The organism is Actinoplanes sp. CA-015351 (assembly GCF_050955685.1).
Lineage (GTDB): Bacteria > Actinomycetota > Actinomycetes > Mycobacteriales > Micromonosporaceae > Actinoplanes.
In genome coordinates this window covers 5,950,075-5,974,646 of the sequence record NZ_CP192102.1, presented here as the reverse complement: position 1 = coordinate 5,974,646, position 24,572 = coordinate 5,950,075, and the positions used below count along the sequence as shown (strand labels likewise).

The window sequence follows — 24,572 nt, the reverse complement described above, 5'->3', positions numbered from 1 at the left end:
TTCGTGACCCCCGGTCGCATTGACGACAGAACGCTTGCGACACCCGCGCCAAAAGACGCTGCCCGAAGAAGTGGTCTCCGCGTAAGTCGCAGATGTCATGCATAAAGCGAGAGCTTCTCACTGTCAGCATGACATCATCGTCCGAATGGCCGATCCGATGCCCCGAACGGCTCCGATCGAAACGCCGATCAAGGGCGCGTTCTCGCTGAAACGGGGAACGTGAGTGATCCTCACGTAGGCCATGACAATTGCTACTGTAATCGGCCCTTCCTGACTGCAACTCTAATTTTGCGAAAGGCTGAAAGGGTCATCCGGGGCGAGTGGATCGTGAGGCATTTCCGGCGTCCGGAAATGCATTCCGCCGCTCGCATTTATTGTCGCGCGGAAAAAACGGGTCTTGTCGAGCTGATGGTCCGCGGCCGGTGACGCCGGCATCGTACGAGGGGGATTCCATGCAGGTACGGCGATCAGCGACCGGCGATGGCGAGGCCGGCGTCTCAGCCGGTGAGTGGCGCGGCCGGAGACTGGATCCGGCGCCCTGGTTCGCTTCCGTGTTACCCGGCCGGGCCGCCCGCGCCGGCACCGATGCGCTGGCCCTGGCGGCAGCGCTGCTGATCGCCACGCTGCTGCGGCACGACGGTCACGTCGGTGAGACCGACTTCCGCGGCGTCATCCTGCTCTCCGGCGTCGCCGCGATCGTGCACACCCTGGCCGGCATCCACTTCGGCCTCTACACCGGACGCTGGGCGTACGGATGCTTCGAGGAGATCGCCGCGCTGGTGCGTACCGCCGCGGTGGTGACACCCGCGCTGTTCCTGCTCGACACCCTGCTCGGCCGGCTCGTACCCCGCTCGGCCATCATCGCGGCCGGCCTGTTCGCCCTGGTCCTCGCGGCCGGGGTGCGATACACGACGCGGCTGCTGCGCGACAGCCGGCTGCGGCCCTCACCCGAGCACGGCATCCGGGTCGTCGTGATGGGCGCCGGCGAGGGCGCCACCCAGGTCATCCGGGCCATGCTGCGCAGCCCCCGCAGCCCGTACGTGCCGGTCGCCCTGCTCGACGACGACCCCGCCAAACGCACCTTCCGGATCATGGGTGTGCCGGTGGCCGGCAACCGCGGCGCGATGGCCGAGGTGGTCCGCCGCTTCGACGCCGAGGCCGTGGTCATCGCCATCCCCAGCGCCGGCGCCGACCTGATCCGCGCGCTCACCGACCTGGCCCAGCCACTCAACGTCGACCTCAAGGTGGTGCCGCCGGTCGTCGAGCTGTTCGGCCGTACCGTCCGGGTCGAGGACATCCGGCCGGTCAGCCACGAGGACCTGCTCGGGCGCCGCGAGATCGGCATCGACCTGGCCGCCGTCGCCGGCTATCTGGAGGGCCGGCGGGTGCTGGTCACCGGCGCCGGCGGCTCGATCGGCTCCGAGCTGTGCCGCCAGCTGGCCCGGTTCAACCCGGCCAAGCTGGTGATGCTGGACCGCGACGAGTCCGGCCTGCACGCCGTGCAGCTCTCCATCGACGGCCGCGGCATGCTCGACGACCGCAACCTGGTCGTCGCCGACATCCGCGACCAGCAGCGCCTCGACGAGGTCTTCGCCGAGCACAAGCCGCACGTGGTCTTCCACGCCGCCGCCCTCAAGCACCTGCCGCTGCTGGAGATGCACCCCTCCGAGGCGCTCAAGACCAACATCATCGGCACGTACCAGATCCTGCAGACCGCGCTGCGGCACAAGGTCGACCGGCTGGTCAACATCTCCACCGACAAGGCCGCCGACCCGTGCAGCGTCCTCGGGTACTCCAAGCGGATCACCGAACGGCTCACCGCCGCGGCCGACGCATCGACGGCCGGCACCTACTGCAGCGTCCGGTTCGGCAACGTGCTCGGCAGCCGCGGATCGGTGCTCACCGCGTTCGCCGCCCAGGTCGAGGCGGGTGGCCCGATCACCGTCACCCACCCCGACGTGAACAGGTACTTCATGACCGTGCAGGAAGCGGTCCGCCTGGTGATCCAGGCCGGCGCCCTGGACAGCGACGCCGAGGTGATGGTCCTCGACATGGGCGAGCCGGTCCGCATCGCGGACGTCGCCAAGCGCATCGCCGACGCCGCCGACCAGCACATCCAGATCGTCTACACCGGACTGCGCCCGGGCGAGAAGATCGCCGAGGTCCTGCTCGGGCCGAACGAGCCCGACCACCGGCCCAACCACCCGCTCATCTCGCAGGCCCCGGTGCCCCCGCTCGACGGCGCGGTGCTGTCCCTGCTCGACCCGGCGGCGCCCCGGGCGGACCTGATCGCCGTCCTGCACTGGCTCTCCGAGAGTCCCGCGCTTCCGGCCGTACTCCAGACCTCTCCGGCAGCGACCACCGCGTCGGCGGGCGGATGGCACCGCCCTGCGCCGCGCAGCAAGCAGAGGCAACCGGAGACCGCATCGGTACCGCAGGCCCGGCACCCGTGATCAAGCGTCCCAAGACCGCCCGTTCGCGGGCGGTCCGCCCGCCACTGAAGCAGGCGGCCCGGAAGAAGACATCGCAGACGAAGGAGATAACACCCATGCGGGTCGTCATCGCCGGCCAGGGGTACGTCGGACTGCCGCTCGCGGTCCGCGCCGCCCAGGTCGGCCACACAGTCGTCGGCTTCGACGTCGACGACGACCGGATCAAACGACTCGCCGCCGGTGAGTCCTACGTCGACGACGTCTCCTCCGACGATCTGCGCGACATCCTCGCCACCGGCCGATTCACTCCGTCGTCCGACCCGCGCTCCTGCGCCGGGTTCGACGTCGCCGTGATCGCGGTGCCGACGCCGCTCCGCGAGGGCACTCCCGACCTGCGCTTCATCGAGGAGTCCGCCCGCACCCTGGCGCGGTACCTGCGTCCCGGCGCGACCGTCGCCCTGGAGTCGACCACCTACCCGGGCACCACCACCGAACTGGTCGCGCCGCTGCTGGAGGAGGGCTCCGGCCTGATCGCCGGCGTCGACTTCCACCTGGGTTACAGCCCCGAGCGCATCGACCCGGGCAACCGCGAGTGGAACCTCACCACCACGCCGAAGGTCGTCTCCGGCATCAACCCGGCCTCGCTGGAACACGTGCGGGCCTTCTACGACTCGGTCGTCGACAGATGCGTCCCGGTCGGCGACACCAAGGTCGCCGAGCTCGCCAAGCTGCTCGAGAACACCTTCCGGCACGTCAACATCGCGCTGGTCAACGAACTCGCGGTGTACGCCAACGAGCTCGGCATCGACGTCTGGGAGGCGATCGACGCGGCCAGCTCGAAGCCGTTCGGATACATGCGCTTCGTGCCCGGCCCCGGCGTCGGCGGGCACTGCCTGCCGATCGACCCGTCGTACCTGTCCTGGCGGGTGCAGCGGACCCTCGGGCAGAGTTTCCGGTTCGTCGAGCTGGCCAACGACATCAACAACCACATGCCGGACTACGTCGCCCGCCGGCTGGTCGCCGCCCTGAACACCCGGCGCAAAGCGGTGAACGGTTCGACGGTTCTGCTGCTCGGTCTCGCGTACAAGAAGAACAGCGGCGACGCGCGCGAGTCGCCCGCTCGGCGGGTCGCCGCGCTGCTGCTGGGCATGGGCGCCGAGGTACGCGCCGCCGACCCGCACGTCGTCGAGGACGCCCACGTCGACAGCCGGGTCGCCCGGGTCGCGCTGACGCCCGAGCAGATCGCCGCCGCCGACGCGGTGATCCTGCTCGCCGACCACGACGACTTCGACCTGGACCTCGTCGTCCAGCACGCCGCCTATGTGCTGGACACCCGCCATCGCCTCACCGGACCCAACGTCGAGTCGCTGTGAACCTGAAATCTCTGCGGAGGTAATCGTGGACCCCGTCGTACGCCTTTTCTGGAACGGCCTGCAACGCCTGGTCGCCGCCGTCATGCTGCTCCTGCTCACCCCGGTGATCCTCACGATCGCGGCGTGGATCCGGATCGCCGACGGCCGGGGAGTCCTGTTCGTCCAGGACCGGGCCGGTGTGAACGGCACCCCGTTCCGGATGCTCAAGTTCCGATCGATGGTGCACAACTCGGTCGCGCTCAGCGCCCAGCTCGGCATCGACGACCCGTTCGGACTGGTCGAGAACGACCCCCGGATCACCCGGTGCGGCAGCTTCCTGCGCCGGACCAGCCTCGACGAGCTGCCCCAGCTGATCAACGTGATGCTCGGCCAGATGAACCTGGTCGGCCCGCGCCCCGACGTGCTGCCGCAGGTGGCGAACTACTCCGCGGAGGACGCCCGCCGCCTCGAGGTGAAACCCGGCATCACCGGCTGGGCCCAGGTCAACGGCCGCGACGACATCGACTGGCCGCAGCGGTTCATCCTGGACCGCTGGTACGTCGACAACTGGTCGCCGGCCCTCGACCTCAAGATCCTCTGGGAGACCGCGGTGACGCTCCAGCGCGGCGAGCCGCCGGTGCACGTCGACACCCTCAACATCGCCCGGCAGCAGACACCTGCTGCCACCCTCGACTCGAAGATCGTGATGGATCAGAAGCCGGCAGTTCAGGACGTATCCCGTGTCGCTTGAGATCGGATCGGAATTCCACTGGGACCCGGCCGTCCTGCTCAGCGCCGAGCAGGGCGGCCCGCCCGGGTGGCTGCCGGCGCAGCGCTCGCTCTTCGCCACCGGATGCGGCGCGCTCAGCGAACTGCTGCGCCTGCTCGCACCGGCCGGGCGGCTGCACGTGCCGTCGTACTTCTGCATGGGTGTCGCCGAGGCGCTCTCCGAACGGATCCCGATCACCTGGTACCGGCATCTGCCGGACGGCCGGGGACCGCGCTGGGAGACGCTGCGGGTCGCCGATGGTGACGTGGTGCTCGCCCAGAACCTGTTCGGCCGGGAGAACGGCGGGTCGTGGGGCGCGTGGATCCGGGCACACCCCGGTATCCCGGTGATCGAGGACCACTCGCACGACCCGTTCAGCGACTGGGCACAGAACAGCGAAGCGGCGTACGCGATCGCCTCGCTGCGCAAGACGCTGCCGCTGCCCGACGGTGGTCTGCTCTGGTCGCCGCAGGGACTCTCGCTGCCGCGGCCGAGCGGGCCGGAGAGCAGTGGCTCGCACCTCAAGCTCGCGGCCATGCTGATCAAGGCGGCCTGGCTGGAGGGGCGGCCGATCGACAAGGAGCATTTCCGGGCGTTGCAGCAGCAGGGCGAGCACGATCTGCGGGGCAGCTCCGGGCCGGCCTGCGCTTTCACCCGGGCGGCGCTGCCACTGCTCGACGTGGCGGGTCTACGGGAGGCGAGTGCGCGTAATGCCCGGGAGCTTGCGGGGCTGTTGTTTACGCGTACCCAGGGATTGAAGATCGTGGGAGACGGCCCGTTCCGCCTGCAGCTGGAGTGCGCCTCGATGGAGGCGCGGGATGCGCTGCAGGCGCATCTGGCAGGCAATCGGATCTACGCGCCGGTGCACTGGCGGCAGGACCGCAACCGGCTCTGGAGCGGTGACCACGAGGCCGCTGAGCTGGCCGACCGGATGCTCACGCTGCCGGCCGATCACCGGTGCGGACCAGGGGATTTGTCGCGAATGGCGGAGGTGGTGCGCTTCTTCGCGCCTGCGCTGGCAGCCTAGGGCTTTTTCGCCGGACGGCGAGGGTCGCGCGAGATCGGCGGATCGGCATATCATCATTGCGTGATATGTCGATCAACGCAGCGTGATCAAGGGCGGTGACCACATGACCACCGCGCACTGGATGTCGCTCGGACTGGCACTTTACGGCGCTCTGAGTTACGCGGTGGGATCGATCCTGCAGGCCGTCGGCGCGCAGCGCAGCCACAACACGGTGAGCACTCTCGGACACCCGCTCTACCTGGTCGGCATCGCCCTCGACATCTCCGCCTGGATCGCGGCGATGTTCGCCCTGCAGCACCTCGCGGTCTACGTGGTCGAGTCGGTGCTGGCCGGCTCGCTCGCCGTCACCGCCGTGCTGGCCTGGATGTTCCTGCAGTCCAGACTGCGCCAGGTCGACGTGCTCGCGATCATCTGCACCGGCGCCGCCCTGACCACGCTGGCCATGTCGGCGGGCTCGCAGCACGAGATGGTTCCGACCTGGACGGTGCGGATCTCGTTCTGCTGTGCCGCCGCCGGCATCGTGCTCCTCGGCTGGGCCGCGACCCGCATCGGCATCCCCGGCCTGATCGCCGGGGTCGGCGGCCTGTCCCTCGGCGGCGCCGCCCTCACCGGCCGGGCACTGACCCTCCCGCCCGGTTCGATGGACACCTTCGGCACGGCGGTCGTCGCCATCGCCACCGAACCCCTGGTCTGGGCACTCTTGATCTTCCCGATCAACGGCATGATCCTGTACGCGAACGCGCTGCAGAAAGGCGACGTCGGCCGGGTCACCGCCGTGCACTGGACCGGTGAGGTCGTCGGCCCCTCGGTGATCGCGCTGACCCTGCTCGGCGACACGGTACGCCCCGGCTGGGAACCGGCCGCACTGCTCGCCGGCATCATCACCGTCGGCGCCGCCGTGGTGCTCGCCTCCACACCCGCCGCGACCGCACAGGTCGCCGCCCCGGCCGGCTCCTCGGTCCCGGCCGGCACGTCCCTCGCGTCGCCACCGCAGTCCGCTCTGGCCCTGCTCCCCGCCGAGGCCTGGCGCCTCGCGATCCCACCCGAAGCGCACTGGCCGGCGTTGCAGCCACCGTTGGTCCGTGGTTACGGCACGGTGCTCTGGTGGGGATCACCGACCACCCCGCAGCCATTGTGGGTTCCGCCGGACCGCTCGCTCAACGTGCCGGGCTCGTTGCCGGCCTGGGCCGGTCCGCAGCTACCGGATTCGCAGCCGCGTGACGACGCCGACGGCGCCCGCCCGGCGATCCGGCGGGCGGCGCACCGGGCGGTGCGCAGGCGGCACGCGCTGCCGTCGGGGCGTTCGTCGGCCGCCTGATCGCGCGTTGTGCCTTCGTTTCGAGGTGTGCCGGGTTTTGGTTCGTGCCGAGTTTGCTATGTGCCGGGTTTGCTTTTGTGCCGAGTTTTCGTGGATCGATGACTGTGCTTGGTGGTCGGCGTTAGCATCGGGTCACCATGGAACTCCACTGGTGGACAATCGAAGTTCTGGACGGCGCGCACCACTCCGCGGCGCGCTGGCAGGACTCCTATGCCAACGTCCTGGTCGAGGCAGCCATCAGCCACGGGGCTTACGAGTGGACGTGGCATCGCCAGTCCTGGGGCCTGATCTTCGAGGTCAGCTTCCGTAGCGATGACCGGTGGACGTCCTTCCGCGACCTCCCGGCGGTCCGCGCAGCCCTCGACGCAGTCCCCGACCCGATCAACGGCCTGCTGATCTATCCGGGCCGGGGCGGCAGTTCGGGGCGCGCCTTGCCGCGACGCCCTCGCCCGCAGGCGGGAGCCGGCGCAGCCCCGATCCCGGAGGAGCCGGTGCGGCAACGGGTGGTGTTGGCGGTCAGCGCACCGGCCCCGACAACCGGCGGCACCACCATCTGAGAGGGCGGCTCGTTAACCGCTGCTCGTCAACCGCCGCGTGCTCGCCGCCTGCCGCTTGCCGTTCGCTGCTCACCGCTTGCCGCCCACCGCTTGTGGCTCGTTGTTCACCGTTTGCCGCTCACCGTTTGCTGCTCGCCGCTTGCCGCCCACCGCTTGTGGCTCGTTGTTCACCGTTTGCCGTTTGCCGTTTGTCGCTGACCGTTTGTCGCTGACCGTTTGCGCTCGCTGTTCGCCGATCTTGTTGAGTTGAGCTGACCCGTTTGCGGTGAACTCCACAAGATCGGCCAGGCCCGTTCGGCTTTGTGGAGTTGAGCCGGCCTCGGGTTCGCCATGTGTGGAGCGGCAGCGGGTTCGGGGCGGCTTGGCAGCGTGGCGGTTTCTCGATGCGAGGTGCCGCTCAGATCTTGTGCGGGTTGGCCGGTTGATTGACCACAAGTGCGCGAGTTTGCGGGGCGGCCGTGCGCGGCATGTCGGCTTCGGCTGGTTTAGGTGCTTTGTGGTGCCGTTCCGCCACGACAGCGGGTGGACAGTGCCGAATTTTGGAGACTCGTGAGTGTTCTATGCAGGTGTTCTATGCCCCGCAGGTTTCCCAGGTTCGGCCGACGTGGTGCTTCGCGGTTTCGGCGTGGGGAGCGCGGTGCTTGACGGTCTCGGCGTGGGGAGCGCGGTGCTTGACGGTTTCGGCGTGGCGTACGTGGTGTTTCGCCGATCTTGTGGAGTTCGGTGAACCGTTTGCGTGTAACTCAGCAAGATCGGCTAAGCCTGTTCGATCTTGGGGATTTGTGCTGAGACGTCTGCGGGGAAGTCCACAAGATCGGCAGGTGCTGTGGCGGCCGTCGATCTTGTGGACTTGTGCTCGTTCGCTGCGGTGGCTGTTCTTGCGCGCGAAGGGCTGCACCCTTTGGGCTAGGTTCCTAGGATGTCTTTGGCGTTGGCATGTCGGGTACTGGGCGGGACTGAACGGACGCACTGTGGACGGCGTAGACCCCAGGGAAGAGACTGGAAGGCGGGGGCTATGGCTTTCTACGGCGACCCGGACGAGTTGGATCGGCTTGCTGCCGAGCTGCGGGCCAAGGCCGCCCGCATCCGGAACGACGCGGCCGAGCATGAAGCACGCGGCCGCACGGCCCGGTGGGTTTCCGACGCTGCTGCGGCTTATCGTGAGCAGCTGTCCCGGGACCGTGCGGAGACCGAGCGCCGGGCCGGGGAGATCGAGCACGCGGCGGCGCTGCTCGCCGCGCACGCTGATGAGGTACGCGAGACCCTCGCCGCCATCGCCCGGATCGAGAAGCAGGTCACCGACTGGGTGTCCGACCAGCGCCGATCCTTGATGGACACGATCGACTCGGCTGCCGACAAGGTCGCCGACGCCGCCGGAGGAGCGCTGCGCCGGGTGGTGGACTGGTCCGACGACCTTCCCGGGCCCGGCGACGTCCGCTGGCTCGAAATCGGCCGCCAGATGAATGGGCAGGGCGCGCTGTGACCACCGGGCGGATGACAAACAGGCACCGTGCTGTGACCACCGGGCGGATGACAAATCGGCAGGGCGCTGTGACCACCGGGCGGATGACAAACAGGCAGGGTTATGCGGCAGGTGGGCGAATTATGAAGGCGAGGAGTGCGTTGTGACCGCGCGGCGGCTGGTGCTCAGTCACGGGGAGATGGCGGCTCTTGTGGAGCGGGCCGGTGTGACGCTGCCGCCGGGGCTGGTTCCGGAGGACGCCGCTCTGAAAGAGCGGGAGTGGACTCCCGAGGAAGAACAGGCACTTGCCGTCAATCTTGCCGTCCTCGCGAAGCCCGTCGCCGCGGTCCGCATCGAGACCGCGGTGCGCGGGCGGGTCCTGCGTGGACTGTTCAGCGTTTCCGGCAATTTTGGCGCGAGCCTCTTCCCGCTCGCCGGGGAGGCCGTCGAGCTGTCCCTCTTCAGCGCCATCGACCTCGGGCGTGAGCTGCTCCGGGCCGTACCCGAGCCGGCCGACATCGGCGAGAACTCCGTACAGTTTGCCCTGAATCCTGGCAGGAGCGAGCCGCTGACCGGGACCGTCGACCTGGCCGATCTCGAATGGCATCCCTGGATGCCGCAGCGCGGTGACGAACTCGCTGACCGTGCCCGAACGCAGACCCGGGGCAGCCTGTCCGCGCTGATCACCGGCCGTGCTCCGGACGGCGGGGTGCTCGCGGGGCAGGTGGCCTGGCTGCTCACCGGCACCCGGTGGACGGGACTGCGGCCGATACCGGACGACGACGGCACCCGGCAGGTCAAGCTCGAGCCGGTGGACCGCGCCGACTTCCCGACCTGGGTCGCGCCGCACCTCACCGCAGTACTGGAGGCCGGCAGTGCCTCCTGAAAAAGCGCTACCGGAAAAAGCCCCTTCTGACATGAAGGTCACCGGCGGCGCGGGCGGAGTCGACGCCGACTACGACGACATGTTCACTCTCGCGGACAGCAGCGACGACCTGGCCTTCGCCCTCGGCCGGATCAGCGGTGAGTGCCACGCCGTCGCCGCCGACCCGGACCTGCTGGCCTCGGCGGCGCTCGCTCCGGTCTCGGCGGCCCGGTTCACCGGCGCGCTGCTCGCCGCCCTCGACGGACCGGACGGGCTGACCGCGCAGGCCGCCGTGTTCGGGGTGCGGGCGCTCGGGCTGCGTACCGCGGTGGCGACCTATGAGGCGACCGACCGGGCGCAGGCCGCGATGATCGACGCGGTGCGGTTCGCCTCGGGGCTGGCCGCGCCGGTGGCGTTGCCGGTGGCGATCGCCGGGGCCGGGCTGTTCGCGGTCACCCACCCGGAGGCGGTGGTGTCCCTGGTGATGAACCCGCCGGACATCCAGAAACTGCTCACGAACCATCCGGGGACTGTGGACGCCGTGGTCGGCGCCGGACCGGGATTGATCAGCTGGCTGCCGGGGGTCGGCGTCACCGACGTGCCGGGTGCGGCCGACCTGATCGCGAACCTCTATCCGGACGGGCGGCACACGGTCACCGATGTGGGTGTGGACGCGAATCCGCGTACCGGAGAACCTCCGGCCGGGATCGGTGACCTGATCGACGGCCTGGACCACCGCAATGGTGAGGTGAGCGGAGGCGAACCGGACCAGATCGACGTGCGGGTGATCACCGCGGCGGACGGGACCCGGTCGTTCGTCGTCGACATCCCCGGCACGAAGGACTGGAACGGCCCTCTGGAGCACAATCCGGAGCTGAACGATCTCGGCACCAACCTGCACGTTCTCGCCGGTGACGTGAGCACCCGGGAGCACGCGATCGCCGAGGCGCTGCGGCAGGCGGGCGCGTCCAGCACCGATCCGGTCATGCTGATCGGGCACTCGCAGGGCGGCATGGTGGCGGCGCAGGCCGCGCACGACCACGGCAACGGTACGTTCGACTTCAACGTGACGCACGTGGTGACCGCCGGTTCCCCGGTGGGCCGCATCGAGGTGCCGGGTGACGTGCAGGTTCTCTCGCTGGAGAACAAACACGACATCGTTCCGCACCTGGACGCGGCCGCGAACCCGGACCGGGAGAACTGGACGACGGTGGAGTTCGCGAACCAGCACGGCACGATCGGCGAGGAGCATTCGACGAGCGTCTCCTACCTGCCGGCCGCGCGGGATCTGGACGCCAGCACCGACCCGTCGATCGTGGCATTCCGGGAAAGCGCCGAAAAATACCTCAGCGGGGATCAGGTGGAGAACCGCGTCTACGAGCTGACGAGAGTGCCATGAGACGACTGATAGTGATCATCGCGCTGGCAGGAATCCTGGCCGGCCTGGCAGCGGGCTGCGGCAACGATCAGCAGCGCTACGACGCGACCACCGACAGCCTCACCGACATCCTCGCCGCGCGCCCGGAGGTCGTGGACGCGAAGATCACGTACCAGAACAGTCTGGACGCGGCGGCCACCGCTGCCGCGAACGTCGAGGTCACCGAGGGTTCCGACCCGGAGCCGATCGCCGACGAGGTGGTCCGGCTGCTCTGGACCAGCACGCTCACCCCGCTCAACGGGGTGAACATCAGCGTCTGGGACGTCACCGACAACAAGCGCAGCGACGTGCGCCAGCTCCAGTTCGAGGACCCTGCCACGAAACAGAAGCTGGAGAGCGAGCACGGCAAACGACCGGTTTAGACCGCCAGCCCCGAATACCACCAGCTGCGCGGCCGTCGGGTGCCTCGCCGGGCCGAACCACATCCGTCCACGGACGTATTCGTCATCCGCAACTACTGACGGTTCTGCTCCGGTCACACATCGAGAAACATGGCGGTGACAACGACGTAACAAACTGGAGGCGCACCATGTCAGGCAACAGAGCGGTTGTCTACCAGGGTCCCGGCCGGGTCGAGATCGCCGATCTCGACTATCCGACCTATGAGGTCAAGGACGGCCCCGGCGTCAACAAGATGAACGTCGGGCGCAGGACACCCCACGGCGCGATCCTCAAGACGGTCGCCAGCAACATCTGCGGCAGCGACCAGCACATGGTCCGCGGGCGTACCACCGCGCCGGAGGGCCTCGTCCTCGGCCACGAGATCACCGGCGAGGTGATCGACGTCGGCCCGGACGTCGAGTTCATCAGGGTCGGCGACATCGTCTCGGTGCCGTTCAACATCAGCTGCGGGAGGTGCCGCAACTGCAAGGAACGCAAAACCGGCGTCTGCCTCAACGTCAACCCGGACCGGCCCGGCTCGGCCTATGGGTACGTCGACATGGGCGGCTGGGTCGGCGGACAGGCCGAGTACGTGATGGTTCCGTACGCCGACTGGAACCTGCTGCGATTCCCGGACCGCGACCAGGCGCTGGAGAAGGCCCTCGACCTGGCGATGCTCAGCGACATCTTCCCGACCGGCTACCACGGCTGCGTCAGCGCCGGCGTGACCACCGGATCCACTGTCTACATCGCCGGTGCCGGACCGGTCGGCCTGGCCGCGGCCACGTCGGCGTTCCTGCTCGGCGCCGCCGTCGTGATCGTCGGCGACCTCAACGAGGAACGCCTCGCCCAGGCCCGCAGCTTCGGCTGCGAGACCATCAACGTGGCCAACGGCGATCCGGCCGAGCAGGTCCAGCAGATCCTCGGCCGCTCCGCCCCGGCGATCGGCCAGCCCCTTGTCGACTCGGCCGTCGACGCGGTCGGATTCGAAGCGCGCGGCCACGGCCGGGACGCGCAGGTGGAGAAACCGGCCACCGTGCTCAACTCGCTCATGGACGTCACCCGCGCGGGCGGCGCGATCGGCGTACCCGGCCTCTATGTCACCGGCGACCCGGGCGGCGTCGACGAGAACGCCAAGGTCGGCTCACTCTCGCTGCGCCTCGGCCTGGGCTGGGCGAAATCGCACTCCTTCGTGACCGGCCAGTGCCCGGTCATGAAGTACAACCACGGCCTGATGATGGCGATCCTGCACGACCGCGTGCAGATCGCGAAGAACGTCAACGCCAAGGCCATCTCGCTGGACGAGGCCCCGCAGGGCTACCAGGAGTTCGACCAGGGCGCGGCCCGCAAATACGTCCTCGACCCCCATGGGCTCATCCGCCGTTGATCGCTTGCGGTCCCTTCTTGGGTACGCGCTTCTTGGGTACGCGGGAAGCAGCGCCGGTCGTGCCGCGCAGCTGGCGACACGACCGGCACCCCCGGGGTCAGACCGTGATGGTCAGGTTCGCCACGTAACCGGCGGACACCGAGCCGGTGACACTGGCCATCTGGGTGGCGGCCAGGTCATCGCCGAACACCATGTCGCGGGCCAGGGTGATCCGCGACAGGTTGGTGACGCTCTGCGAATATCCGGTGGCCGACGTGTAGACCGTCTGCGACACGTTCTGCGGCAGCGCGATCTGCGACGTCTTGCGGATCGGGCCGGAACCGCTGGTGGCGGCGGCGAGTGACGCGTACACCTCGAAGTGGATGTGCGGCCAGCGGCCCGCGTAGCAGCCAGGATAGATGCTGGTGAACGTCACAGTGCCGGATGCGCTCGTCACCTGGATGCCGCGCAGGTAGTTCTCGGTGGTCACGCCGGAGGAGTACAGCGAGTACCGGCCGGCCCGGTCACAGTGCCAGGCGTAGATGGCCGCGCCCACGGTGGGCGTGCACGCCGAGTTCAGCACGGTGAGCGAGAACTGAAGCGGCACACCCGGCGCGACCGTCGTCGACGTACCGAACGACGGCCGGATGTCACTGCGCACGATCCCGGACTGCACCCGCACATTCGGCCCGTTGGAGCCGTCGGCCGGATAAGGCCCGGCCGTCTCCGAATCAACCTCCGCCGCACACGCCGCGACCGCCGCATCCGAGGCGGCACCGCTGAGCAGCGGCGCGCCCAGAATCGCCACGCCACCAACACCGGCAAGCATCCGCCGGCGCGACATGACGGGCAGGTCGTACGCCAGACCCTTGTCGTGCACCTCCCGCACGAAGGCCTCGTTGTCCTGCATGATTTCTCCCTTCTGCCGTTGGGGAAACCGAATCGAAACATCGAAGCCTATGAATGACCTGTGGTTGATCTACACCCCGCCATATCGCTTGAGTCATAGCCGCCACCACCCACCAGCCCTCAGTGACCGCCCACCACTCGCCGGCCGCCGCCCACCACTCGCCGGCCGCCGCCAGCGCCGCCGGCCGCCGCCAGCGCCGCCGGCCGCCGCCCGCGCCGCCCTGCTCGGTCTGGATCTTGTGGACTTTTCCGCAGACGTGTCCGCACAACTCCACAAGATCGAAAAAGCCTGGCCGATCTTGCGGAGTTACGCGCAAACGGTTCGCCGAACTCCACAAGATCGGCGAAGCAGCACGCTCGCCACGTCGGAACTGCGAAGCATCGCGTCACCAGGTCGAACCCGTGAAGCTCCACATTCACCACGTCGAACCCGTGAAGCACCGCGCTCGCCACGCCGGAGCTGTGAATCTCCGCGTTCGCCAGCTGAGACTGTGAAACACCGCGTTGGCCGGATCTTGGAGACCAGTGGGCACCCGCGAGTCTCCTGGATTCGGCACGTCCACCGCTGTGGTGGCGGAGCATGACCACAACGCTCACCACCCGAAACCGACACCCCACGGGTGGCCGTCATGCAAACTCGTGCACTCGGGGTCGATCGCGCCGGCCAAATCGCACAAGATCTCCGAGCGGCACTTCCAACCGAGAAACCGCCACGCCACCACGAACCCGCTACCGCTACCGCTCCCGGTTCAAGTCGATTTTCGAGTTAGAAGTAGGTGTCCTCGTGGGACTTCTCGTAGGGGTGGATCTCGCCGGGGCGGCCAGTCAGGGTGTGGCGGACCCAGGACGGGTTGGCGAGCAGGATGCGGCCGAGGGCTACCAGGTCGAACTCGCCCTGATCCAGACCGGTCAGCAGGCGGTCCTGGTGGGTGATGTCGCGGTCCAGGGCCACCGAGCCGACGGTGATGGTCGGCAGGCCGGTGAGGTGGCGGGCCCAGCCGGCCAGGTTGAGCGGTGAGCCGTCGAAGGCCGGCTCCCAGAAGCGGCGCTGGGAGGCGTGCAGCACGTCGGCGCCTGCCGCCACGAGCGGCTCCAGCAGGGCGGCGAGCTCGGCCGGTGAGTACGCGATCGAGGCGGCGTAGTCGCGCTCTTTGAACTGCGAGAATCGTACGATCAGCGGGGTTGACGGCGGGAGTTGCGCGCGGACCGCGGCCACCACCGCGGCCGGGAAGGCCGCGCGGCGGGCCGGGGTGCCGCCGAACGCGTCGGTGCGGTGGTTGGTGGCCGGCCAGAGGAACTCGTCGAGCAGGTACCCGTGTGCCGCGTGGATCTCCACGGCGTCGAAGCCGGCGCTGACCGCCACCCGGGCGGACTCGGCGAACGCTTCGATGATGGTGTCGATATCGGACACGGACATGTTCGACGGCGTGAAAAACGGAGGCATTCGCTCGCTGCCGAGGTGCCACAGCTGGGCGGCGATCCGGCCACCGGCCGAGTGGACCGCGTCGGTCACCTGCCGCCAGCCCTGAGAAGGTGCTCCCGCGACCATCCGGGGAACCGTGGTCTCATGGCTCGCGCTCGGGTGCCCGACCAGGGTTCCTTCGGTGACGAGCATGCCGACACCGCCGGCGGCGCGGCGGCGGTAATAGGCCGCCACCTCAGCCGTGGGCACGCCGCCGGGGGAGCGGAACCGGGTCATCGGCGCCATCACGAACCGGTTCGGCACGGTCAGCCCGGCCAGCGTGACCGGGGTGGTGAGCAGGTCCAGCGGCAGGCTTGTCGTCGTCATGCGCTCACGCTAAAACTTGACATGGATGTGAAGTTCCACCGAATGTGACCGAGGAGACAGCATGCGCATCGGTGACCTCGCGGCGGCGACGGGTGCCAGCGCCCGGTCGCTGCGTTACTACGAGGAGCAGGGCCTGCTCGCCAGCGAGCGCAGCCCCGGCGGCCAGCGTGGTTATCCGCACGCCGCGGTCGAGCGGGTCGGGCTGATCCGGTCGCTGCTCGCGGCCGGGCTGACCAGCGCCACCATCCGGGACGTGCTGCCGTGCGTGACGGACGAGTCGATCCGCACGCCGTGGCTCGCCGCCCGGCTGGGTGACGAACTGGCCCGGGTGGAGGGGCAGATCGCCGACCTGCACCGCACCCGGGACGTCCTGGCCGAGCTGGTGGAAAATTACAAGATCAACGGTACGGCGGAAACCGTCCCGTCAACGACGCCGGTGTGAGCGGGCCGGCCAGTTTCTCGTACGCGATCGGGTCGGTGATCACCCGCCAGGTGTGGAAGTCCTGGCGCAGCGAGCCGAACGCGGCCTTGTAACGGAACAGCGAGTCGTCCGAGCCGCCCAGCCCGCCACCGATGTGGAAGACCTGGTTGCCGCGCTCGCGTCCCCAGAGCCGCACTTCGTGATAGAGCAGTTTGTCCGCCCACCAGATCTGACCGTCGCGGGTGGACTGCAGATGGGTGTGCATCAACCCGCCGTGGGAGAAGAACAGGTTGCCGCCGAGCACCTCGTCACCGCAGAGCGCCACCGCCAGATGCAGGTTGTCGCCGAGCGCGTCGCGCAGCCGATGGAAGTGTGCGCGGTCGAAGAAGTAGAAGTCGGTCGCGCCGACCCGCCGCATCGTCGCGTGATACGTCGAGATCCACTGGTCCAGCAGCGACCAGTCGTCGAACGCGATCCGGACCCCGGCTCGCTTCGACTTGTTGATCTGGTTGCGGTGGGTGCGGTGCGTCTCGCTCCACAGCTGGTCCTCGGAGAGCGTCAGGTCGATGGCGACCGTCTCGCCGTGCCGGACCACCGTGCCGACCCGTTCCAGCGACACGGTCGGCGCCGGCAGCAGCGGGTGCAACCGGACGAAGGCGGTGATCGCGTCGTGGCAGCGCAGCAGCTCGGCCATGGCCCGTGCGGCGCGCGCCCAGAACGCGGTGTTCGCCGGGGACACATCGCTGACCGGGCCTGGGTATCCGTACGGGGAGACGGCGTCACGCAGGCCGGTGCCGGGGATGGTTCGCAGCACCAGCGGGACCAGCATGACGTGGTCGGCTTCGTCGTATCGGAACGCGGCGGGTGTGCCGCCGGCCAGTTGCGCGTCCAGCGCGACGTAGTCGGGGAGGTGGTACACGTCGTGGCGGGCCTGGGCGAGCGCATCCGCCCACGCCGTGTCGCCGGGTTCCAGTAGGGCGCCTTCGGCCATCGGTCATCCCTTCGCGGTGGTCACCTGTCAGGCGGTGTTGGTGAGCATCGGGCGGCCGGGCGTCACCGGCCGTCTGCGGGCACGGCGCCACCGGCGGGCGCTCAACGTCCAGCGCAGCATGGTCCGTAACAGCCGGGTCTGTGTCGACATGTGTAGCAGGTATCGCCAGGTCGCGTACTCCCCGCGCCGGTTGGACAGCGCGTAGGAGAACCGTTTCGCGGGCAGGTCCGCGTACTGTTCGAACCGCTCGAACCAGGCGCTGCTGGCCCGCGCGGCTTTCTGCAGCGGCGCGAGCGCCGCCTTGCGGCGGTGTTCGTACCGTTCGAGGGCCACCGGGAGATTCTCTCCTGACGACAGGGAGGCGACCGCGTCCGCCAGGGCCATCGCGTCCTGCATCGCCAGCTTCGTCCCGGAGCCGATCGCGAAGTGCGTGGTGTGCGCCGAGTCGCCCATCAGCACCACGTTGCCGTGGTCCCAGCGCTGCGCGGTGACCCGGCGGAAGTTCAGCCAGCCGGTCCCGCCCACCTCGGCACGATGGTCGACGAGCTGCTGACCGTCCAGGTGCTTCGCGAAGATCTCCTGCAGCTTGGCGGTGCCGGCGCGCGCGTCAAGGGAGTCGAAACCCAGCCCGGCCCACGTCGACGGCTGGCACTCCACGATGAACGTGCTGGTCGAGGAGTTGAACGGGTACGCGTGGAACCAGATCCACCCGGCCGGAGTCTTCTCGAAACCGAACGTGAACGTGTCGAAGACGTGCGGCGTACCGAGCCAGATGTACTTGTTCGACGCGACCTCCACCTCGGCGCCGAAATGTTCGGCGGCGGAGTCCCGGATCCGGCTGCGGGCGCCGTCGCATGCCACCACCAGGTCGGCGGGCGGCAGCGCGTCGATGTCGCTCAGCTCGTCCTGGTAACTGATCGTCACGCCGAGTTCGAGAGCACGCTCGGCGAGGATCTCCAGCAGGCGGTGCCGGCCCAGGCTGAAGCCGTACCCGGCCAGGTGGGTGACCGGTTTGCCGGTGGCCCGGACCTGGTACTCGTCCCATTTGCGGGCCGACTCCCAGATCCGCTCGGCGCTGACCTTGTCGTAGGCGAACAGGTCGTCGAGCAGGTCGTCCCAGAACACCACGCCCCAGCCCCAGGTCACGCCGGCCGGGTTGCGTTCCAGCACGGTGATCTCGTGGTTCGGGTCGGCGAGTTTCGCCAGCACCGAGAAGTACAGTCCGGCGGGTCCGCCACCGACGCAGGTGATCCGCATGGCGAGCTCCTTATCGGTAGGCGGGGAAGGTGGCGGTCAGGTCGTCCGGGTCGGCGCCGGGGCGTAGCCCACCCACCAGCGCGCGATATCGATCCGGGTCGGCGATCACCCGCCAGGTGTGGAAGGCGTGCCGGCTCGGCGAGAACCCCGCCTTGTACGAGAACAGCGAGTCGTTCGCCCCGCCCTTGCCGCCGCCCAGGTGGAACACCTCGTCGCCACGGTTCTTGCACCAGCGCCGCACTTCGTCGTAGAGCATCTCGTCGGCGTAGCGTTTCGGCGCCCGCCGGGTCGACGAGACGTAACCGGTGGCGATGCCGTCGTACTCGAAGAAGGTGTTGCCGCCGACCACCTCGCCGTCCTCCAGCGCGACCGCCAGATGCATCCGGTCGCCGACCGCGTCGTGCAGCGCGGCCAGATGCTCCCGGGTGAAGAAGTAGTAGTCGGTCGCGCCGACCCGGCGCATGTTGTCGTGGTAGACCTCGACCCATTCGCCGAGCCGGTCCCAGTCGTCGAAGACCACCTGGGTGCCGGCCCGCTTGGCCCGGTTGATGTGGTTGCGATGGTCGCTGCGGGTCTGCGACCACATCTCGTCGAGGCTCACCGTCAGATCCATCGACACCGTCTCGCCGTGATGGACGACCGCGCCGGCCTGCCGCATCGCCGGCACCGGTGCACCCAGCAGCGGATGCATCCGGATGAAGGCGGAGACGATGCCCTCCCCGCGCATCGTCTCCACGAACGCGGCACACGCCTGCTCCCAGAACCCGGCGTCCCCCGGCGCCGCGTCACTGACCGGACCCGGATAACCGTAGGGCGAGATCGCGTCCCGCAGCTCCGACCCCGGGATCGACCGCACGATCAGCGGGATCAGCAGCCGACGCCCGTCCCGCTCGAACCAGAACGCGGCAGGCGCGCCGCCGTAGAGCCGGGCGTCGAGCACGACGTACTCCGGCACGTGGTACATGTCGTGCCCGACGTGCTGGAGGGTCTCCTTCCACTCGCGAGCCGATGGTTCCAGCAGGCATGCCGTCATGGTGTCTCCTTCCGCGTCTCAGCCGCGCAGCAAGCGGGCGTTGAGCGCCATGTTCGCGGCGAACTGATCGTTCACCACCTGGTGTTTCTCCAGCCGCAGTTGCACGGCCGGGTCGTAGCGGCCCAGCTTCACCCAGCCGTCCGCGAACCAGCCGTTGTCGCTGCCGGTGCCGTCGACGAAAGCGCGATAGGTCGTCCCGCCGGGCCAGGCCACGCCGACCAGCAGGGCGGCGAAAGCCGCCATGTCCGCGTCGGTCCAGAAACTGCCGCGGTCGCGCGCTTCCACGATGTACGCCATGACGCCGTTGCCGTGGCCGACGTCCTGACCCGGTCGTTTCGCCGACTCCCAGACATCGCTCCAGAAATAGGCCCGCGCGTCGGCCGGATTGCGGCGCAGCTGTCCCCGCAGCCGGGTCGCGATCGTGTCCGCCACCGTGGCGTACCGGGATTTGCGCCCGGCGTCACCGGTGAGCCGGGACAGGTTCAGCGCGATCAGCGCCCAGTGCGCCGCCATGTGCGTGCGCTCCCGGTAGATCGTGTCGTCGGCGCCCCGGGAGTACCACTTCTCGAAGATGTCCACCTCGGCGAAGGCCAGCAGCCTGTCGTAGCGCGCCCGGTAACCGGCGTCGGCGAAGACACCCGGGTTCTCGCGCATCGTGGTGAGCAGCGTGGTGGCGTAGCGCCAGAAGTAACTCTCGTAGAGCGGCACCTCGTCGCCGTGCTCACCGGACTTGCTCGACGCCCAGCCCCGGTACCGATCGGAGAAGCCGCTCTTCGGCAGCGCCGCCGACGGTTTCGCCGACGCCACCACGTTCTCCGTGAAGGTCAGCGCCCGGTCGAGGTATCGACGCTGGTCGGTGGCCCGGAACATGGCCACGCAGGAGTCCACGTCGTAGGAGAGGTCGTAGTGGTCGCGGCTGTCGGTGGACCGGCTCAGCGGCAGGCCGTGCTGGTACTGGTAGTCCCAGCTCTTCTGGAATACGGCGGTCCAGTGCGACACCGGTTTCACCTTCAGCCGGTCCTGTTTCGACGGGGCCGCCGCCGGCATCGGGTCACGGATCTCCGGCACGTCGTTGTCGCTGACCGCCGTGTGCGCCGCCGCGGTTCCGGCCGCGGCCAGGACACCGGCGCCCAGCAGGAGGAGGTTGCGCCTGTTCAGGGATCTCATCGGGGCACCGGCTCTCGGTCTCTCATGACCGGTACAACTTCGCGGGACGGGGTCCCGGCATGGGGCAGGGCGGCCGCGGCGGCGAGCGCCGCGAAGATCCAGGCGAGCCGGGAGTCGTAGTAGTCGCCGGAGAACAGGCTGCTCAGCGCCACGAACACGGCAGCGGAGACGCAGAGGCCGGTCAGCTGAGGACGGGCGCCGCCCCGGTGGACCAGACGGGTCCAGAGCACGATCGAGGTGGTCAGCAGCGCCAGACCGGCCAGGCCATCCTCGGCGGCGACGGCGAGCAGGTAGTTGTGCGGGTACTCGACCATCTGGTTCACGCCGATCTCACCGAAGAAGCCGTCCAGGCCGGCGCCGACGATCGGATGGGTCAGGAACAGGTTCCAGGCGGCTGCCCAGATCGACGTGCGGTCCGACAGGTATTGCTCCTGGACGGTCTGCTCGACGAACCGCTCCTGGAACAGGCTGGTGAACTCCGGCGGCGAGAACACCCACAGCGCGCCGACCACCACGAGCAGGAACACCACGGCCGCGGCGATCGGACCGGCTTTCAGCCGGCGGCGCACCTTGAGCAGCGCGTAACCGCCGACCGCGGCGCCGGCCAGCAGACCGGCCCGGGAACCGGAGAGCACCGCGGCGAGCAGGAACAACGGGGTCACCAGCAACGGCAGCAGCTTGCCGGTGAACAGGTACAACGCCACCGCGGCGATCACACCGAGCAGCTGGATGCGGACGAAGACGTTCGGGCCGCCGCCGAACGCGGAGTACCGGCCCTGCTCGCCCGGCCCGCTGATCAGCAGGGCCTGCAGGGCGAACACGATCGCGGCGCCGAACATCAGCACGAACGTGGTGCGGATGACCGGTTCGGGGTCGCTTACCGCGTACCCATAGAAAGCCAGGACCAGGACGCCGAGAAGGACCAGGTCGAGGGTTTGCGGGCCGATCCGCGACGCGGGAGGCGCCCAGAGCGCCGAGCCGATCTGGAAGAGGAAGAAGAGGACCGCGACGAGCAGCCAGCCTTCCCGGCGGGTCGGCGCTTGCTGCAACGCGGGGCGGCGGGCCAGGTCGACGGCGAGCAGGACCAGCGCGATGATCAGGCCGATGACGCGCAGGTCCACCCAGGCCAGTTCGAGGAAACCGGCCCGGTCGAGGGTGTATCGGCCGCCGATCGTCACCAGGACCAGTACCAGTCCTGGGGCGAAGAAGGCCCGCTTGGTCACTTCTTGACGACCCGGCTGGCGATGAGCGCGAAGATCAGGCAGGCGCCGTAACCGAGCAGCGAGCCCCAGGCCGCGCCGAGGATGCCGATTTTGGGGATGAGCAGGACGTACGCCGTGAAGCTGACCACGAAACCGGTGATCTCGGCGGCTGAGACGAGACCGCCGTGGCCCTTGGCGATCAGCAGGCCCAGGCTGACCCGGGACACCGCGTAGAGGCCTGCCGCGACCACCAGCGGCAGCACGATCACCTTTGCCGGCGCGTAGTGGTGGCCGAACAGCGGCTCGATCAGCAGGTACAGCCCGCCGGCCGCGAACGGGACCACCACCAGCACGTAGACGGCGGCGGCCACCACGATCTTCTTGGCTTGCAGGGTGCCGTCCCGGTAGGAGGCACGCCAGCGGCCCAGGCGCGAGTCGGCGTACGCGCGCAGCGGCCACGCCAGCAGCTCGGTCATCGTGGCGACCGAGGCGTAGAGGCCCAGCGCCGCCGTCGAGGCGAGCGCCGGGATGACCAGCCGGTCCACCCGCAGCATCGCCATGTTCGACAGCGCCGCCGGGAACAGCGACAGGCCCTCGCGCCGGACCAGGCGGTTCTGCGCCGCGGTGATCGGGCTGTCGGTGTCCAGGACCGGCAGCCGCAGCCAGATCACCAGGTACACGATGGTCGGCGCGGCCCCGGCCACCAGGTAGGCGAGGAACCACGTCTCCGGGTGCGCGGCGCCGGCCACGTAGAGCACGACCAGCCCGCCGAGCAGCAGCACCGCCTCGATGACCCGGCAGAACAGGAAGTCACGGACCCGGCCCACCGCGATCGCGATCGACCGGGTGGCCAGCCCGGCCGCCTCGATCAGCGCGTACCAGGCGAGCATCCCGATGATCAGCGCGCCCGGGGTGTACCGCTGCGGCGCGACCAGCGCGTAGAGCACCGCGCCGCCGAGGAACAGCAGAGCGGGTACGGCCAGCAGGCGCGCGTACGCGCGGACCGCCGGCGCCGGCGAGACGTTGTGATAACTGGCCACGAAGCTGCGTTCGGTGCCGAGCAGCAGCACCTGGGTGGCGAGGTAGACCACCTGCAGCATCAGGGCGACCTCGCCGCGGTGGGTGGGGGTGAGCGAGCGGACCATCAGGATGTTCGCGGCCAGCGCGACCACCCCGGTGAGCACCTGCGAGGCGAGCAGCTGGATGTACGGCTCCCGCAGCATGCGCAGCAGCCAGGGGAACGGGTCGCCGCGTTTGCTCGGGGTCTGTCGTAGCTGCAGCTCACTCACCTTTCTGCTGCTCCTCTTTCTGGTCCTCTTCCTGGTTCTCCTCGTCCGGCTTCTCCGGTTCTCGCTGGGCGGGCACCTCGGGTTCGATGGCGGCCTGCACCACGCTGGCCCGGCCCCGGGCCGGGCCGACCGGCGGCAGCGAGACGAACGTGTCCTCCATCCGGTGCCAGGTCGGGGTCACCGGGTCGGGAAGAAGACCGATGTTGTCCAGGCCGGCGCGGTCCGGGCCGGGCTGCACCTCGGCGACCACCTCGTGCCAGTCCTTGCCGGTCGGCAGCTTGCGGGGCAGCGCGTTGAGCACCGCGCCGGAGACCCGCGCGCCGACCCGCTGGAGCAGGTCCATCGACTTCTCCACCTCGGCGGCGCGGGTGCGGTTCGCCCGGACCACCAGCAGCGCGCTGTCGGTGACCTGGCTGAGCACCGCGGCGTCGGCGACACCGTGCAGCGCGGGGGAGTCGACGAGCACGATGTCGAAACGTTCGGTGAGGGTACGCATGGTGGCGCCCAGCCGCGGCGACGCGAGGATCTCGCCGGGGTCGGGCACGTTCTCTCCGGACGGCAGCACGGTCACCCGGCCGCCGAGCGAGGTCTGCAGCACGTCGGGCATCTTGGCGTCGCCGGTGAGCACCTCGGCCAGCCCGCGGGACGACTCCAGGTCGAGGTATCGGCCGAGTCCGGGCGTACGCAGGTTGGCGTCGACCACCGCGACCCGGGCGCCGGTCTCGGCCATCGCGATCGCCAGCCCGCAGGTCACCGCGGTGGTGCCCTCCCGGCGGCTGGAGCCGGTGAGCAGCACCGAACGGCCGCGTCCGGCGGTCTTGTTCGCGTCGGCGAACTCCGGGAGCAGGCTGCGCAGCCGCCGGAACGCCTCGGCCAGGGCCTGGTCCGGATCGCCGGTACGCCGATTACCGAGCGAGATGATCCCGACCGTGCCGAGCCCGAGCCGGCGCAGGTCGTCCTCCTCGGCCACCGTCTTCGCGGTCGCCTCCCGGATCGCCACCGCGATCGCCCCGATCAGCAGGCCGAGCACGGCGGCGAAACCCGCGTTGCGCAGCATGTTTGTCGGCTCCTCGACGGTGACCGCGTCCTGCACGATCGAGATGGCCGGCGCCGGCGCGTCGCTGTCACCGGTGGTGCCGATCTGCCGGGCCAGACTGACCAGCACCGACGCGGCCGTGGTGACGATCTGCCGGCTGCTCTCGGCCTCGGTGTCGGTCGCCGAGATCTGCAGCAGGTCGGTGCCCTCCTTGACCTGCGCGGACAGGCTCTTCTGCACCTGATCGGCGGTCACGTCCGGGCCGAGCCGGTCGACCACGCCGTTGGCCACTCGCGGACCGGTCAGCAGCGCGATGTAGGAGTTCAGCCGGCGGGCGTCGGCATCCGGGTCACCGTTCCCGCCGGTCACGAAAACGATCATGGTGGACTTGTGGACGGGCGGTCCGGTCAGCGTCAGGCCCGCCGCGACACCGATCGCGACGAGCACCGGCACCAGCAGCCAGAGCCATCGACGCCGGCAGGCCCTGATGTACGCACGCAGTTCCACGCTG

21 protein-coding genes are annotated in these 24,572 nt (G+C 69.2%); 12 read left to right on the top strand and 9 right to left on the bottom strand.

The window, feature by feature from the left end; translation table 11 throughout:
* The first annotated feature begins 452 nt into the window (after positions 1–452).
* The 11 genes from ACQP2E_RS27205 (at position 453) to fdhA (ending at position 12,988) form a co-directional block, all read left to right on the top strand.
* Positions 453–2,453 (top strand): SDR family NAD(P)-dependent oxidoreductase, encoded by a 2,001-nt coding sequence (locus ACQP2E_RS27205; RefSeq protein WP_433825788.1) that lies wholly within the window; start codon positions 453–455, stop codon positions 2,451–2,453.
* A gap of 95 nt (positions 2,454–2,548) precedes the next feature.
* Entirely contained in the window at positions 2,549–3,805 is a 1,257-nt protein-coding gene (locus ACQP2E_RS27200) for a nucleotide sugar dehydrogenase (protein WP_433825787.1), read from the top strand.
* 25 nt (positions 3,806–3,830) lie between these two features.
* Positions 3,831–4,535 carry a sugar transferase gene (locus tag ACQP2E_RS27195; RefSeq protein ID WP_433825786.1) on the top strand — a complete coding sequence of 235 codons (705 nt, stop codon included), beginning with the start codon at positions 3,831–3,833 and terminating at the stop codon, positions 4,533–4,535.
* The gene (locus tag ACQP2E_RS27190; RefSeq protein WP_433825785.1) at positions 4,525–5,580 is read left to right on the top strand and encodes a hypothetical protein; all 1,056 of its coding nucleotides are present in this window, start codon (positions 4,525–4,527) and stop codon (positions 5,578–5,580) included. The genes ACQP2E_RS27195 and ACQP2E_RS27190 overlap by 11 nt, the downstream gene beginning before the upstream one ends.
* A gap of 103 nt (positions 5,581–5,683) precedes the next feature.
* Complete coding sequence (locus ACQP2E_RS27185) at positions 5,684–6,898, top strand: hypothetical protein (RefSeq protein WP_433825784.1); 1,215 nt, start codon at positions 5,684–5,686, stop codon at positions 6,896–6,898.
* A 137-nt stretch (positions 6,899–7,035) separates the two neighbouring features.
* The gene (locus ACQP2E_RS27180; RefSeq protein ID WP_433825783.1) at positions 7,036–7,455 is read left to right on the top strand and encodes a hypothetical protein; all 420 of its coding nucleotides are present in this window, start codon (positions 7,036–7,038) and stop codon (positions 7,453–7,455) included.
* 1,015 nt (positions 7,456–8,470) lie between these two features.
* On the top strand, positions 8,471–8,938 hold the full coding sequence (locus ACQP2E_RS27175) for a hypothetical protein (RefSeq protein WP_433825782.1): 468 nt from the start codon (positions 8,471–8,473) through the stop codon (positions 8,936–8,938).
* Positions 8,939–9,080: 142 nt separating this feature from the next.
* On the top strand, positions 9,081–9,803 hold the full coding sequence (locus ACQP2E_RS27170) for a hypothetical protein (protein ID WP_433825781.1): 723 nt from the start codon (positions 9,081–9,083) through the stop codon (positions 9,801–9,803).
* A gap of 31 nt (positions 9,804–9,834) precedes the next feature.
* On the top strand, positions 9,835–11,181 hold the full coding sequence (locus ACQP2E_RS27165; RefSeq protein ID WP_433825780.1) for an esterase/lipase family protein: 1,347 nt from the start codon (positions 9,835–9,837) through the stop codon (positions 11,179–11,181).
* The gene (locus tag ACQP2E_RS27160) at positions 11,178–11,582 is read left to right on the top strand and encodes a hypothetical protein (protein WP_433825779.1); all 405 of its coding nucleotides are present in this window, start codon (positions 11,178–11,180) and stop codon (positions 11,580–11,582) included. Before ACQP2E_RS27165 ends, ACQP2E_RS27160 begins: the two co-directional genes overlap by 4 nt.
* A gap of 167 nt (positions 11,583–11,749) precedes the next feature.
* A complete protein-coding gene (fdhA, locus tag ACQP2E_RS27155; RefSeq protein ID WP_433825778.1) occupies positions 11,750–12,988 on the top strand; it encodes a formaldehyde dehydrogenase, glutathione-independent in 1,239 nt (412 codons plus the stop codon).
* Between the two features lie 97 nt (positions 12,989–13,085).
* On the opposite strand, the gene ACQP2E_RS27150 is transcribed toward fdhA, so the two are convergent.
* Both ACQP2E_RS27150 and ACQP2E_RS27145 read right to left on the bottom strand, forming a co-directional pair.
* On the bottom strand, positions 13,086–13,877 hold the full coding sequence (locus ACQP2E_RS27150) for an intradiol ring-cleavage dioxygenase (RefSeq protein WP_433825777.1): 792 nt from the start codon (positions 13,875–13,877) through the stop codon (positions 13,086–13,088).
* 765 nt (positions 13,878–14,642) lie between these two features.
* Complete coding sequence (locus tag ACQP2E_RS27145) at positions 14,643–15,665, bottom strand: 12-oxophytodienoate reductase (protein ID WP_433825776.1); 1,023 nt, start codon at positions 15,663–15,665, stop codon at positions 14,643–14,645.
* A 61-nt stretch (positions 15,666–15,726) separates the two neighbouring features.
* Here ACQP2E_RS27145 and ACQP2E_RS27140 point away from each other — a divergent pair, with 61 nt between their 5' ends.
* Entirely contained in the window at positions 15,727–16,107 is a 381-nt protein-coding gene (locus ACQP2E_RS27140) for a MerR family transcriptional regulator (protein WP_433825775.1), read from the top strand.
* Here ACQP2E_RS27140 and ACQP2E_RS27135 read toward each other — a convergent pair.
* From ACQP2E_RS27135 to ACQP2E_RS27105, 7 genes are read right to left on the bottom strand one after another with little or no spacing between them, the layout of a single operon-like run.
* On the bottom strand, positions 16,064–17,077 hold the full coding sequence (locus tag ACQP2E_RS27135) for a GNAT family N-acetyltransferase (protein WP_433825774.1): 1,014 nt from the start codon (positions 17,075–17,077) through the stop codon (positions 16,064–16,066). The two genes, ACQP2E_RS27140 and ACQP2E_RS27135, sit on opposite strands and share 44 nt — an antisense overlap.
* Positions 17,078–17,104: 27 nt before the next feature.
* Positions 17,105–18,334, bottom strand: a complete 1,230-nt coding sequence (locus tag ACQP2E_RS27130; protein ID WP_433825773.1) for an FAD-dependent monooxygenase — start codon at positions 18,332–18,334, stop codon at positions 17,105–17,107.
* A gap of 10 nt (positions 18,335–18,344) precedes the next feature.
* Positions 18,345–19,367, bottom strand: a complete 1,023-nt coding sequence (locus ACQP2E_RS27125) for a GNAT family N-acetyltransferase (RefSeq protein WP_433825772.1) — start codon at positions 19,365–19,367, stop codon at positions 18,345–18,347.
* 18 nt (positions 19,368–19,385) lie between these two features.
* Positions 19,386–20,534: a hypothetical protein gene (locus ACQP2E_RS27120; RefSeq protein WP_433825771.1), complete on the bottom strand. Its 1,149-nt coding sequence runs from the start codon at positions 20,532–20,534 to the stop codon at positions 19,386–19,388.
* Positions 20,531–21,757 carry an O-antigen ligase family protein gene (locus ACQP2E_RS27115; protein ID WP_433825770.1) on the bottom strand — a complete coding sequence of 409 codons (1,227 nt, stop codon included), beginning with the start codon at positions 21,755–21,757 and terminating at the stop codon, positions 20,531–20,533. The genes ACQP2E_RS27120 and ACQP2E_RS27115 overlap by 4 nt, the downstream gene beginning before the upstream one ends.
* A complete protein-coding gene (locus ACQP2E_RS27110) occupies positions 21,754–23,025 on the bottom strand; it encodes a lipopolysaccharide biosynthesis protein (RefSeq protein ID WP_433825769.1) in 1,272 nt (423 codons plus the stop codon). The genes ACQP2E_RS27115 and ACQP2E_RS27110 overlap by 4 nt, the downstream gene beginning before the upstream one ends.
* A complete protein-coding gene (locus ACQP2E_RS27105; RefSeq protein ID WP_433825768.1) occupies positions 23,018–24,568 on the bottom strand; it encodes a polysaccharide biosynthesis tyrosine autokinase in 1,551 nt (516 codons plus the stop codon). The genes ACQP2E_RS27110 and ACQP2E_RS27105 overlap by 8 nt, the downstream gene beginning before the upstream one ends.
* Positions 24,569–24,572 lie beyond the last annotated feature (4 nt).